The 12,146-nt window shown below is 42.1% G+C and carries 12 protein-coding genes; 7 read left to right on the top strand and 5 right to left on the bottom strand.

The genetic code is table 11. From position 1 onward, the window contains the following. Nucleotides 1–493: 493 nt before the first annotated feature. The 5 genes from ACM0OX_RS12380 to ACM0OX_RS12360 all read left to right on the top strand — a co-directional run bounded on the left by ACM0OX_RS12380 (nucleotide 494) and on the right by ACM0OX_RS12360 (nucleotide 5,884). Entirely contained in the window at nucleotides 494–2,221 is a 1,728-nt protein-coding gene (locus tag ACM0OX_RS12380; RefSeq protein WP_414515147.1) for a S8 family peptidase, read from the top strand. 113 nt (nucleotides 2,222–2,334) lie between these two features. Beyond that, the gene (locus tag ACM0OX_RS12375; protein ID WP_414515199.1) at nucleotides 2,335–2,634 is read left to right on the top strand and encodes a hypothetical protein; all 300 of its coding nucleotides are present in this window, start codon (nucleotides 2,335–2,337) and stop codon (nucleotides 2,632–2,634) included. Between the two features lie 237 nt (nucleotides 2,635–2,871). Beyond that, entirely contained in the window at nucleotides 2,872–4,161 is a 1,290-nt protein-coding gene (locus tag ACM0OX_RS12370) for a glucose-1-phosphate adenylyltransferase (RefSeq protein WP_414515145.1), read from the top strand. A 34-nt stretch (nucleotides 4,162–4,195) separates the two neighbouring features. Next, complete coding sequence (locus tag ACM0OX_RS12365; protein WP_414515144.1) at nucleotides 4,196–4,744, top strand: AAA family ATPase; 549 nt, start codon at nucleotides 4,196–4,198, stop codon at nucleotides 4,742–4,744. A 120-nt stretch (nucleotides 4,745–4,864) separates the two neighbouring features. Further along, nucleotides 4,865–5,884 (top strand): DnaJ C-terminal domain-containing protein, encoded by a 1,020-nt coding sequence (locus ACM0OX_RS12360; RefSeq protein WP_334880097.1) that lies wholly within the window; start codon nucleotides 4,865–4,867, stop codon nucleotides 5,882–5,884. Nucleotides 5,885–6,271: 387 nt separating this feature from the next. Here ACM0OX_RS12360 and dprA read toward each other — a convergent pair whose 3' ends face one another. Next, nucleotides 6,272–7,390 (bottom strand): DNA-processing protein DprA, encoded by a 1,119-nt coding sequence (gene dprA, locus ACM0OX_RS12355; RefSeq protein WP_414515142.1) that lies wholly within the window; start codon nucleotides 7,388–7,390, stop codon nucleotides 6,272–6,274. Nucleotides 7,391–7,668: 278 nt separating this feature from the next. Between dprA and ACM0OX_RS12350 the strand changes: the two genes are divergently transcribed. Next, nucleotides 7,669–8,727, top strand: a complete 1,059-nt coding sequence (locus ACM0OX_RS12350; protein WP_414515140.1) for an alpha/beta hydrolase — start codon at nucleotides 7,669–7,671, stop codon at nucleotides 8,725–8,727. Nucleotides 8,728–8,829: 102 nt separating this feature from the next. Here ACM0OX_RS12350 and ACM0OX_RS12345 read toward each other — a convergent pair whose 3' ends face one another. The 3 genes from ACM0OX_RS12345 to ACM0OX_RS12335 all read right to left on the bottom strand — a co-directional run bounded on the left by ACM0OX_RS12345 (nucleotide 8,830) and on the right by ACM0OX_RS12335 (nucleotide 11,327). Continuing rightward, nucleotides 8,830–9,516: an ElyC/SanA/YdcF family protein gene (locus tag ACM0OX_RS12345; protein ID WP_414515138.1), complete on the bottom strand. Its 687-nt coding sequence runs from the start codon at nucleotides 9,514–9,516 to the stop codon at nucleotides 8,830–8,832. Further along, complete coding sequence (locus ACM0OX_RS12340; RefSeq protein WP_414515137.1) at nucleotides 9,516–10,172, bottom strand: DUF2301 domain-containing membrane protein; 657 nt, start codon at nucleotides 10,170–10,172, stop codon at nucleotides 9,516–9,518. Before ACM0OX_RS12340 ends, ACM0OX_RS12345 begins: the two co-directional genes overlap by 1 nt. 330 nt (nucleotides 10,173–10,502) lie before the next feature. Then, nucleotides 10,503–11,327 carry an S-adenosyl-l-methionine hydroxide adenosyltransferase family protein gene (locus ACM0OX_RS12335; RefSeq protein ID WP_414515135.1) on the bottom strand — a complete coding sequence of 275 codons (825 nt, stop codon included), beginning with the start codon at nucleotides 11,325–11,327 and terminating at the stop codon, nucleotides 10,503–10,505. Nucleotides 11,328–11,436: 109 nt separating this feature from the next. Between ACM0OX_RS12335 and ACM0OX_RS12330 the strand changes: the two genes are divergently transcribed. Continuing rightward, complete coding sequence (locus tag ACM0OX_RS12330; RefSeq protein ID WP_414515134.1) at nucleotides 11,437–11,592, top strand: hypothetical protein; 156 nt, start codon at nucleotides 11,437–11,439, stop codon at nucleotides 11,590–11,592. A 206-nt stretch (nucleotides 11,593–11,798) separates the two neighbouring features. Here the strand turns inward: ACM0OX_RS12330 and ACM0OX_RS12325 are convergent, their stop codons facing one another. Beyond that, complete coding sequence (locus tag ACM0OX_RS12325) at nucleotides 11,799–12,002, bottom strand: hypothetical protein (protein ID WP_414515132.1); 204 nt, start codon at nucleotides 12,000–12,002, stop codon at nucleotides 11,799–11,801. Nucleotides 12,003–12,146: the final 144 nt, after the last annotated feature.

Here is a 12,146-nt window from a genome sequence, read left to right as displayed (position 1 = left end):
AACTATTTTGCCTACAATTTGTTTTAGTTTTTAACAGTTCAACTAGATAGACTCGTCACTGATTGCATTCTGATTCCTGAATTCTCTTTAAAAAATTTATTTATTACTTAATTATTCTTAATTTTATTTTTATAATTTTGTCCGTAATTATTTAGGCAGACAATGGATTAGTTTAATAGCTTCATAAAAATTACCTGTTACCTCAGATTTAGGGAATTTTTAGATGCAACCGATCAAAGATGTCTCAGTAACTACAGAAAATCACTATGAGGGATACGTAATTCCAGAATATGAGTTATAAATTAGCAATTGTCTTAGGAATAACTCTTACCTCCTAAACTTATTTGATGTTATCTATAAGATAAATAGATAACTATAGTCGCATCAAATAATCGAAGCTAAAAAACTACATAGTCTGCGTTAATCCTAGAGCGACTTATCCTGCTAAAATCACTACTTTCTTGACGACAACTCAATTTAATTTAAGGTAAAAATGAGACACGAAAAACTTTCTCCTGGGCTACTTTTGGCATTTCAAGACTATCAAAATGAAGGAGATCAAGCTTTAGTTACACATAAGCGATCGCTGGGCATCATTGCTCACAAAAGTCCGGTTAAGCCCACTAAGAGCGTCGTTTTTATTTATTGCGATCCTGATGCAGACTTAAGTTATCTATCACAATATAATATTGAAGTCAATCAAAACTCTGGGAGTGTGCGGACAGCTTTCTTACCCATAGAGAGTTTAGATGTCTTATCTGAAGAAGATGTGATTCGGCGGATTAAGCCATCACGCAAACTTCATTTGAGGATGGACACTGCAATGGGCACAGTCAAACTGCCGGAATTTAAGAATCAAACCGGATTGACTGGTAAAGGAGTAATTATCGGCATTATAGACAGTGGTATCGATCCGAAACACCCTGCTTTTGCTGGACGAATTTTACGCATTTGGGATCAAACATTGCCAGGGCCAGGAGTCACAGAGGGCGGCTATGGGGCTGAATTTAGCGGAGCGCAACTGACAGTTTCTCAGGATACTGGCGGTCATGGTACTCACGTCGCTGGCATTGCAGCTGGTGCTGATGCGAGTTATGGCGGTGTCGCACCAGAAGCAGAATTAGTTGTCGTCAGGTCAGATTTACAGGATGCCCATATTGCAGATGGTGTGCGTTATATTTTCCGAGTTGCCAGAGAGTTGGGACGCCCAGCAGTGGTAAATCTCAGTTTGGGCGGACACGCTGATGCCCATGATGGTAGCGATTCCCTATCCAAAGTTATCGATGCCGAAACTGGCCCTGGAAGAATTGTTTGCTGTGCAGCGGGTAACGAAGGAAACGATAACATTCATGGACAAGCAACCATACCCAGTGGACGCACTCGTGGTATGCGCTTCAATGTTCCTTTGAATCAAGTAGGCATAGTTTGGTTAAACGCTTGGTATGCCAAAGACAGCGAATTAGAAGTATCTGTGCGGAGTCCTAACGGTTTTGTCACCCCCTTTCAAAAAATCATTACTGACGGTAATGCCGCCCAAGATTACCAATTACCAGATGCACGGGTACAATTAGCGACACCAGCGCCAGACCAAGCTAACGGCGACCATAATTTCTTTGTGCAAATACGCGGTATCGGCCCCTCGCAAGTTATGGGAGGTGTTTGGCAGCTGCGAGTCCGCAACACTTCTTCAACTGACACATGTTTAAATGTGTGGACGCTAGATGATAGTTCATCAGTATTTTTCACAGGTAAAAGTGTGAAAGATGCGTTAAAAATTGGTTCGCCGGGAGCCGCCAGCAGTGCAATTACAGTTGCCGCCTATACGACTAAAACCAAATACACAGATATTGATGGCCAAGTGCGAGAAATGGGCTTAGAATTGGATACTATTTCGGAATTTAGTAGTGAAGGGCCTCTACGCACTGATGGGAAGAAGCCGGATGTAGCAGCACCAGGAGCGATGATTATTTCCACGCTTTCTGCCGATGCTAATTTTGACCGCTCATCGATGATTAATTCCAAGTTTGTGGTTCAGGCTGGTACGAGTATGGCGACACCATTCGTAAGTGGGTTAGTAGCACTGCTGTTGCAGCGAGATCCTCAACTCGATCCGGTTGCTGTGAAAGACTTACTACGTAAAAATAGTGCAATTCCCGGAAAACCCGCAGGCACATTTGATGACAAATGGGGTTATGGAGTGATTAATGCAGCTAATCTGTAATTAGACTGAGAAAGGTGGATATTATTTCTGTACAAGGATAGGTAACAAAAACCGATAAATTTGATAGGTTAGGGTAGGCAGAAATGTCTGCCCTGTTTACCAAGGAATTGCTGATGAATTATCAGAAACTAGATGCCGCTCTTGCTACAGCGCTAAATGATATTCAAGATTCAGAAGAAACTAGTTTGGCAGTTTTTATCCATACCGAACCAATTTTAAACTCTGCTGCAACTGCTGTTTTAGAAAGCTTTGGTGTCAGTGGTGTTAGCAGTGGCAAAGATATTTTCACAGCAACACTTTCACCAAATGCCATTTCCCAGTTATCAGAGCAACCTTGGGTGAAGTATTTGAAGCGATCGCAGCAATTGCGTTTGGTAAATCAGAGGAAAAGTTTAGGTAGCTTCAGTGCTTGATTATGATGTGATATTCCAAAAACAATTCTCTGTTAATTTTTCGGGTATGGCGATCGCACCCCATTCTTCATCCCAATTAATACAAATGTTCTATCTTTTTTCCTTATCAGCCCCACTATTCATCACCAGTAGCATTCTGTAAAATTCATCCCTAAGAATCAGATGATCCCCCTTACGTGTGGTGGCAGACAGTCCTAAACTGAAGATGAGAGTTGAAAGGCAGTCGGGAGAAATTTTGTGAAAAAAGTATTATCAATCATCCTTGGTGGTGGCGCGGGTACTCGGCTTTACCCGCTAACCAAACTCCGCGCTAAACCAGCAGTACCAGTAGCAGGGAAGTATCGCCTAATCGATATCCCTGTTAGTAACTGCATAAATTCCGAAATATTCAAAATCTACGTCCTGACACAATTCAACTCAGCTTCCCTGAATCGTCACATCGCCCGTACTTACAACTTTACTGGTTTCAATGAAGGGTTTGTAGAAGTGCTAGCTGCACAACAAACACCAGAAAACCCTAACTGGTTCCAAGGTACAGCCGATGCTGTACGTCAGTACCTGTGGTTAATGGAAGAATGGAATGCAGACGAATATCTAATTCTCTCAGGCGATCATCTCTACCGCATGGATTATCGCCAGTTTATCCAGCGCCATAGAGAAACGGGGGCTGATATTACTCTCTCAGTCATCCCCATTGATGAGCGCCGCGCCTCAGATTTTGGTTTGATGAAAATCGATGATTCTGGTAGGGTAATCGATTTTAGCGAAAAACCCAAAGGTGAAGCGTTACTCCAAATGCAAGTTGATACAAGTGTACTGGGATTATCAAAAGAACAAGCCCAGCTACAGCCTTACATCGCCTCAATGGGGATTTATGTCTTTAAAAAAGAGGTTTTGTTTAAGTTATTGAGAGAAGGTGTAGAAAGGACTGATTTCGGCAAAGAAATTATTCCTGATGCCTCAAAAGATTACAATGTTCAAGCTTATCTTTTTGATGACTACTGGGAAGATATTGGAACAATCGAAGCATTTTATCATGCGAATTTAGCCCTAACTCAACAGCCTCAGCCACCCTTTAGTTTCTATGATGAAAAAGCGCCAATTTATACACGTGCTCGCTACTTACCTCCAAGTAAACTTTTAGATTGCCAGGTAACAGAATCAATTATCGGCGAAGGTTGTATTTTGAAAAATTGCCGCATTCAACATTCAGTGTTGGGAGTGCGATCGCGAATTGAATCTGGTTGTGTTATCGAAGAGTCCCTACTCATGGGTGCAGATTTTTATCAAGCTTTTGTAGAACGTCAATGTAATGTGGAAAAAGGTGACATTCCTGTAGGTATTGGTACTGACTCGATTATTCGCGGTGCCATTATTGATAAAAATGCCAGTATCGGTCACGATGTCAAAATCATCAATAAAGATAACGTGCAAGAAGCTGACCGAGAAAGTCAAGGTTTTTACATCCGTAGTGGCATCGTTGTCGTGATGAAAAATGCTGTGATTCCTGATGGAACAATAATTTAATAGTTAGGAGTTAGGAGTTAGGAGTTAGAAGTTAATGACTAAAAATTCTGATTACTCCTCACTCCTCACTTCTCACTCTTCACTTTTTTTGCTGATTGGTCTTCCAGGTAGCGGTAAGTCAACTTTGGCAAAACAATTACTGGCAGAATCCCCTCAAATGGTATTAATTTCTACCGATGCCATTCGGGGGAAATTGTTCGGTTCCCAAGCTATTCAAGGGCCATGGCTACTGATTTGGCGCGAAATTGAGCGGCAATTTCAACAAGCTATTTCCACAACTAATACAGCTATTTTTGATGCCACTAATGCCCAGCGCCGCAATCGTCGTGAAGTCATTGCTTTAGCCCGTAACTTGGGCTTTACCGACATTAGGGGAATTTGGGTGGATACACCAGTTTGGCTGTGTTTAGCACGAAATAAAAGGCGATCGCGCCAAGTTCCAGAAGAAATTATTTTGCGGATGCACCGTCAGCTCCGGGATGCTCCCCCAAGTCGGGAAGAAGGATTAGACAGCCTCAGCCGCTTATCAGAAAAATCGGAGTACGGGAATTGCGATTCCTTGGTGAGCGAGAACCACACTTGATTTTCTATATTTTTTGTTAATTTGAAATCATATTCTTTTTGTTTGGCACTATACCAGGCAAATTAAACATCTCTCTTCTTCAAAAAAAACATAACGGGAATTTCTATAGGAGGCTGGTAGATGGCTGCAACCGACTTCAAAGACTATTACGCTATTTTGGGAGTCAGCAAGACTGCCAGTTCGGAGGAAATTAAACAAGCCTTTCGTAAACTAGCCCGCAAATACCATCCTGATGTCAACCCAAACAACAAACAGGCAGAGGCACGCTTCAAAGAAGTTAGCGAAGCCTATGAAGTTGTGTCAGACCCAGATAAACGCAAAAAGTACGACCAATTCGGTCAATATTGGAAACAAGCTGGTGAAGGTTTCCCATCTGGCGGCGCTGCTCCCGATATGGGTAACTTTGACTTCAGTCAATACGGCAACTTTGATGAGTTCATTAATGAGTTATTAGGACGCTTTGGTGGCCCTCCTCCTCGTGGTGCAGGTGCGGGGCGCCAAAGTCAGGCACGAAGTCACTCTTACCGCACTTCTCCGGGTACTTCAACCCATTTTAGCAGCAGCTTTAACGATTTTGGGTTTCAAGATGGAGGTGCGGCTGGTACCCAGGATAGTGAAGCTGCGATCGCTTTAACTTTTGCTGAAGCATTTAATGGTGTGAAAAAGCGCTTCAGTTTAGGTAATGAAACAATAGATGTCAACATTCCATCTGGGGCTAAAACTGGTACTCGCCTACGGGTGCGGGGCAAAGGTCAGATTAACCCCATGACTCAACAACGGGGAGATTTATACTTAAAAGTCGAACTTCAGCCGCACACCTTCTTCCAAATGGAAGGCGATAACTTGGTATGCGAAGTGCCAATCACACCAGATGAAGCGACTTTGGGAGCGTCTATTGATGTACCCACTCCTGATGGTTCAGTGAATGTCAAACTACCAGCAGGAGTGCGTTCTGGTCAATCTCTACGTTTACGTGGCAAAGGTTGGCCCCTCCCCAAAGGTGGACGCGGCGATCAGTTGGTGAAAGTGGCGATCGTTCCACCAAAAGACCTCAGCCAACAAGAGCGGGAGTATTATGAAAAAATCCGGGCTATACGTACTTATAATCCCCGCAGTCATTTGAACCAATTTAGGCTTTAACAAGCAAAAAAAGAATCCCCATAATTGAAAATCTCGTCATTACTCACATTTTGGTGACAGTCAAAGTATTATGCTAAACCACATCCTGGCTAGAATTTAAGTTCTGCGGCTCAGAGCTACTGTTCACTCAAGTGGACTTGATCGTGTTTGGGTGAGTGTTTAAACGAACTTGAGATTAATTGTTGTTTAGTCCAGTTAAGAGAACTTGAACTATTAGCCTTGGAATTGTATTTCGAGGCACAATAGTTCTACTTGGTATTCAAAAGCCCACTGATTCCTTATTTTAAGTAGTTTGTTTTTATATAAAAATTGTATTTTTATATTGCCATAAATCTGATGATTAAATTGCTAAAAACAAAGCTAAATAATGTTGTTATCTTTTAATTATTAACTTTTTTGATACCGCATACCTGGTAATTGCGAAATAAAACCCATAAGTTCCAACTGTAACAAAGCACCGGAAACTGAGCCAGCAGCCATCCCGGTTTGTTGGACAATAAAATCAAAGGGTAAAGCATCACTTGCGATCGCATTCATTACTGTTTGCAATTCTGGCGATAAAGTTGGTAAACTTAACTGTTCTGGTGCTGTAGAAGCCTCAATCGTATCAATTTGTGGTATTGCTCCTAGCATTGTTAACAGTTCGTCTAGTTCTTTAAGAATGAAGGAAGCTCCCTGACTCAGTAATTTTAAGCATCCTTGGGATGGATAATCGTCTAGTCTTCCAGGTAATGCATAGACATCTCTACCAAATTCATTTGCGTAGGTAGCAGTAATTAAGGCACCAGATTTTAAAGGCGCTTCCATTACCAGAATGGCGCGGCTTAAGCCTGCAATAATGCGGTTGCGACGGGGAAAGTGAGTCCGATCGGGTGGGGTTTTTGTGGGGTACTCACTTACAACTAACCCAGCAGTCAAAATTTGCTTGTACAAATCCCGATTTTTATGCGGATAGATGACATCTACACCAGTTCCCAAAACTGCGATTGTGCGTCCACCTGCTTTCATGGCGGCGATGTGGCTTTCGGTGTCAATTCCCTCTGCCATACCAGAAACGACTGTAAAGCCATTTTTAGCCAAAGCTGTACTAATTTGGCGAGTCCAACGGATACCATATTCTGAGGGTTGGCGGGTTCCGACAATCCCAACCATTGGTTTTTGTCCGAGATTTTCTTGGAGTTCGACTTCACCGCGATAGTACAAAATTGGCGGTGGACTGGGAGTTTCTAGCAGTAAACGGGGATAATCTGCATCTGCTGGCGTCCAGAAATGAGAGTTTTCCTGCTGGTGCTTGGTGAAGAGTTGTTCTGGGTGCAAACGCGATCGCTGTTGTACTACTTTTTCTAGTGTCTGAAAACCAAAACCCTCTACTTCTCCTAACTGTACCTTAGTAGCGTTCCAAGCTGTTGCCAGCGTGCCAAAATGCTGTTGCAGCCGTCGCAGTAATACTGGCCCAATTCCGGAAATTTGTGCCCAAGCTAACCAATATGCGCCTTCTTCTACCACCGTTATATCCTCACGCCACTGGATTGAGTATTCCCAAATTAGGGTTGGCTGTTGATGGAGTAGGGGCGATACTGTGCGGTTAAGGCAAGAGACGCGATGAATCGCCGTCTCTACAAAGACCTCTTTCCCAATTCCCCTTGACTTTTGACTCTTGACTCTTGACTATTAACTATTGACTATCTATCTTCTTATCCTGTGTGATGAAATATTTCTATCGTCTTCTAATAAGCCTATCTGGGTGCTTAATATTTTTACTGGTACATAGTGGACTTGGTTTGTTGCCTAGTTTGGCAGCCGAAAAAGTTACCGTCAGGTACGGATTGTTTGAGCAATCGATCCCGGTGGCAGATATACGCAACTATGATGAGACACAAAAGGTTTCTGGCGATCTGAAATCTTTTCTAGATTACCTCAGCGCTAAAGAAAAACAGAAATTTCAAGAAGCCCTGCAAGTGAAAATGTCGCTTGATATTGTGGCTTTAGATAAGCTGGTAAACACAGGAATGGGCAAGCAAATTTTATCTTTTGCTTCCCAAGCGATCGCTCGTCGCGATCGAGCTAGTATACAAGCACTACGATCTGCCCTGATCGTCGGAGCAAGATCGCCAGAAGGTCTAGGAATAACCAGCTTTTTAGAAGCCTATCCCAGCGATCAACTAGTTATTGAGGTGTCAAAAATTAAGAAGCTGGTCGGTATGGCAAATTCTTCTGCTAGTTCTGCTGATGCACCGCCGAAAGATGACGTAAGTTCTTCACCTTTAGGGAAAGTTGCCCTACAATATCAAACACTCGCCGCCCAGGATAAACAATTCTCAGGTTGCTTATTTGGAGATTCTATTTCGGCTGGACTTGGCAATACCCTTGGGAGTGGTACTTTTAATTTTGGGTTAAATGGTCTGAGTACAATCTCACTACTAGAACAACTGAAAAGTTTAATTCCTACCAAGGTGAAATGCGAAAAAGCCATTATTGCCATAGGTGGAAATGATGCTTTGTATAAAATTAGTGATGAGTTATTTAGCAAAAATCTCCAAGAGGCGATCGCACTTGTTCGCACAATGGGAACTAAAGAGATTTTTCTGATTCCGGCTTTTTATTCGACAGTTGCAGCAAGCTCAGATCCAACTGTAGCAGCCCCAAATTCTAAAGTTGAACAAATTAATGTTCTGATTAATCAAGTGGCTGAAACAGAAAAAGTGCCAGTTGCCGCAGCCGGACTAGCACCATTATATGAAAATAATGTTTTGAAAGCAAATTTAACCAGCGATGGCGACCATCTGAATGCAGAGGGACTGAAAATTTATCGGCAAGCATTATTACAAATCCTAGCTAAGTAGGTCAACCTAATTAAACATAAAACGCTCAGTAAATAGCTCCCCAAATTATTTGAGAAGTCGGGGAGCTATAAATTACGAATTACGAATTACGAATTACGACTGTTAGGCTTTCCAATTCAACCGTGCATAAAGATAAGCTATACCTTCATCAAGAACCGTCCGCACGCCTTCGCTAGAATTCCACCATTTGTTTGGATTATAATCTTGTGTTGTTGCAGCAATCACACCAACATTAATTTGAGGGGTAAGTATTTTTTTAAAAAGAAACCAACTCCTACGGGCATGAACGTCCAAGGAAAAAAGATTAATCGATTCTATCTTTAAATTTGAATTGGATAGCCAACGTTCAAATTCAGCAGCAGATGCATAACTACGATCTTTAACCACGAAAGGTGTTGGAACAGCTACTACTTTTTCTGCTTCTAAACCGAGTTTTATGAAGGTGTCAGCCGACACGTCTGCAAAGTTCTTGTATCCGGTAAGATAACTTCCTTTTCCTAATGTGCCTCCGGTAGTAATTATTTGATGATAAGAACCGGTTTTAAATTCAGTCAAAGCTTCTTCTATAGCGTAATCTGGTAGCCATCCTTCAACAACTAATACGTCTGCTGATTGGATCGGGGAAGTTACGGCGAGAAATGAGTGTACATGAGTAAAAATGAAAAATATTAAATAAACAATCAAAGCGATCGCAATCGCCCACCCTTGAGCCGTAAGTGTCCACATTTCTTGGCGTTTGATTAGTTTGATTTTGGGAAATTTTTGACACCGACGATTTTTTATCCGCATTAAACCTTAGCTAAACGTTGTTCTTTCAAGTAGGTAAACACAGACTTATCTCCAATATCAGCAGGAATTGCTTGGACTGTCTTGCGTAGGGCAAACACTAAAAATAATATCGCCCAAGTTCCTAATAAAATGCTTTCTCCCTGAGTTGGTAAAATTCCTACCAAATGTCCTAACAACAGTAGCGGTACAATTGGAGTTAATACTTTGGTTTCTAGGCGATTGAAGCAAAAAGCCTCTTTAAAATAAATACCTGTCAAAGCTACAAAGATAAAACCAACCCCAAATAAGGTAATTGGCTGATTGTAAACAGCAAGAGCTAAAGGTTCACTACTAGCGATCGCCAGAATCACTGATGCGATACTACCAATCGCCCAAAAAACTTGCAACGTTCGGTGCAGTGATGCCATATAAATATGGATGGTAAATAAACTTACACCAAGCGCGAGGCTAAAACAAGCATATAGAGGTGTCAGTAAACTTACAACAGTTGGGTTATTGTTGAGTAAAATCAAGGCGCTGCCGATGGCAAAGCTCAGTGCTGCTACCATTAACCCAGCGCGATAGATAATTACGCCAGTGCGATCGCTCTGAGTAATTGTAAATTCCCCAAACTGACCTTGATAAACTTCTGATGCAGAGAGTGTTTGTGTAGTCATAGCAAGAATATAATTATGATTCTCTAGTAGAGTACAACAGGAAATTGCTCAAGGGTTACTTTTATTATTATGAGCAATAAGGCGAACTTCATGTCACCATTCCTAAACTTACGTCTTTTAGCAGTTGCTTTCTGGAAATTTTTGTCGAATTGGCACTGCCTACGGTGAATGAAAATGCTTGTTTTTAAGTGGTATGTAGTTGCCCATCCTCCTTTTTATATCTAGAATTTTCCCCTTTCTTTGACTTCTCCACAAATCAGCAACAGGCACTTTGCAGCCTGGTGATTTTTCACTGTCTTAACTTTAACAATATTCACTGGTCTGATTTTCTTAAAAAAACAAGACTTCTACCACATCTTGTAAATTAATCTGTAATTGTGAGTGAGCATCTCCGCAATTAATGGCAATTTCTACCCAGCCGTGACTGCCAACTAAGGCTATTATCTCTCCCACTTTCACCTCACTGTAAGTTTCACAGCCTGGTACACTCAATCCGGCAACTTGCACATACCAACTTTTGCCTTGCACGTAACTCGCTGGAATGTTACTCACTAGGTTGCCAAAGTAGTCAATATATTGAATGCAACCCACTACACTGGTGGTTGTTTGCTTGCATTTGCCTATATCCAGGTTTACTAAACTTACTGGTTCGATTGCTTGTCCTAGCTGTTTGAGGGGGACACCACTAGCAAGATGAGCTGCCACAGGTGCAAAGATATCCCTACCATGAAAAGTCTTGCTTGGTTGAGGAGTGCGCCAATAATTAAGATTTGTAAGTTCGACGGCTGCGTAGGCGTAGCCCGTCGTAGACATCGCGGGGCTTTGACTAAGTACCCCGCTAAAGATACCATTATCTGGGCCGACCAAAAACCCTTGAGCAAATTCTACTGCGATCGCTCGTCGCTTGCTTCCCACACCTGGATCTACTACTGCCAGATGCACTGTCCCAATGGGGAAATGAGCATAAGCATTCATCAAGCTAAATCTGGCTGCGACAATATCTTGCGGCGGAATTTGGTGCGTTAAGTCTACCACCGTCAGTCTGGGGTTGATTTGGGCTATGACTCCCTTCATTATGCCTACATAAACATCGCGATCGCCGAAATCGCTCAGTAAAGTCACGAGTGGTTGTTCATCTATCTGGTTATTAGACATATTTTGGTAAAATTATATAAAAAATATATTTTCTGTAGCAACAGCTACAAAATGTGTGCTATGTTAAGAATACAAGACATAAAGTGAAAAATTAAAGCAGGTAATCACTATGAATCAAAATAGACTACAAAGTTTGAGCAAGTCACGAGAAACTCACAGAGCGAATATTCAAAGAAGCCTAGAGCATCGCCTGGAAATAGCTAGAGCAAAAGGCGACGAACAGCTAATTCGTCAACTGGAAGCTGAAATGAGGTATTCCAGCTAAATCAAGTTTTCATTGTTCATAGTTTTGTTGTGCAACCCGCTACGGCGGGTTTTTTTTGTTTTTAGGGGGGTTTTCTGGCAATTCTAGTAAAAGCTCATCATCCATACTTAAGCGACGAGATTGATTCCACTAAGCAAAAGTTCGTTCAACAATTTCTCAAAGGTATTGGTAAAAGGATGTTTACGACGGGCTGCTCCCGTCATGAGTTAGACCGCTCCCATAAGTTCGGGAGCGACTCCCATAAGTTCGGGAACCGCTCCCATAAGTTCGAGAGCAGCTCCCATAAGTTCGAGAGCAGCTCCCATAAGTTCGGGAACTGCTCCCATAAGTCCAGGAGCCGCTCCCATAAGTTCGGGAACCGCTCCCATAAGTTCGGGAGCTACTCCAATAAGTTCGGGAGCTGCTCCCATAAGTTCGGGAACTGCTACAGTTGCAATATTGATAACTACAGCTGAAGTATAGTGATACCAACTTCAATATTGCTGATGATACCTTAAGCATTCAAAGCTAAGGTTACGCAGTCATGCGCCTATACCGCGTATTGGATTCAAAAT

Source organism: Nostoc sp. PCC 9305 (assembly GCF_963920915.1).
Lineage (GTDB): Bacteria > Cyanobacteriota > Cyanobacteriia > Cyanobacteriales > Nostocaceae > Nostoc.
Note: the sequence above shows the minus strand (reverse complement) of the source record. Positions and strands in the feature narration are given on the sequence as shown.

Coding starts and splice junctions, on each gene's coding strand:
- ACM0OX_RS12340 (WP_414515137.1), bottom strand. CDS start 10,172: ATGACTACACAAACACTCTCTGCATCAGAAGTTTATCAAGGTCAGTTT.
- ACM0OX_RS12325 (WP_414515132.1), bottom strand. CDS start 12,002: ATGGGAGCAGCTCCCGAACTTATTGGAGTAGCTCCCGAACTTATGGGA.
- ACM0OX_RS12375 (WP_414515199.1), top strand. CDS start 2,335: ATGAATTATCAGAAACTAGATGCCGCTCTTGCTACAGCGCTAAATGAT.
- ACM0OX_RS12345 (WP_414515138.1), bottom strand. CDS start 9,516: ATGCGGATAAAAAATCGTCGGTGTCAAAAATTTCCCAAAATCAAACTA.
- ACM0OX_RS12330 (WP_414515134.1), top strand. CDS start 11,437: ATGAATCAAAATAGACTACAAAGTTTGAGCAAGTCACGAGAAACTCAC.
- ACM0OX_RS12360 (WP_334880097.1), top strand. CDS start 4,865: ATGGCTGCAACCGACTTCAAAGACTATTACGCTATTTTGGGAGTCAGC.
- ACM0OX_RS12365 (WP_414515144.1), top strand. CDS start 4,196: ATGACTAAAAATTCTGATTACTCCTCACTCCTCACTTCTCACTCTTCA.
- ACM0OX_RS12335 (WP_414515135.1), bottom strand. CDS start 11,327: ATGTCTAATAACCAGATAGATGAACAACCACTCGTGACTTTACTGAGC.
- ACM0OX_RS12380 (WP_414515147.1), top strand. CDS start 494: ATGAGACACGAAAAACTTTCTCCTGGGCTACTTTTGGCATTTCAAGAC.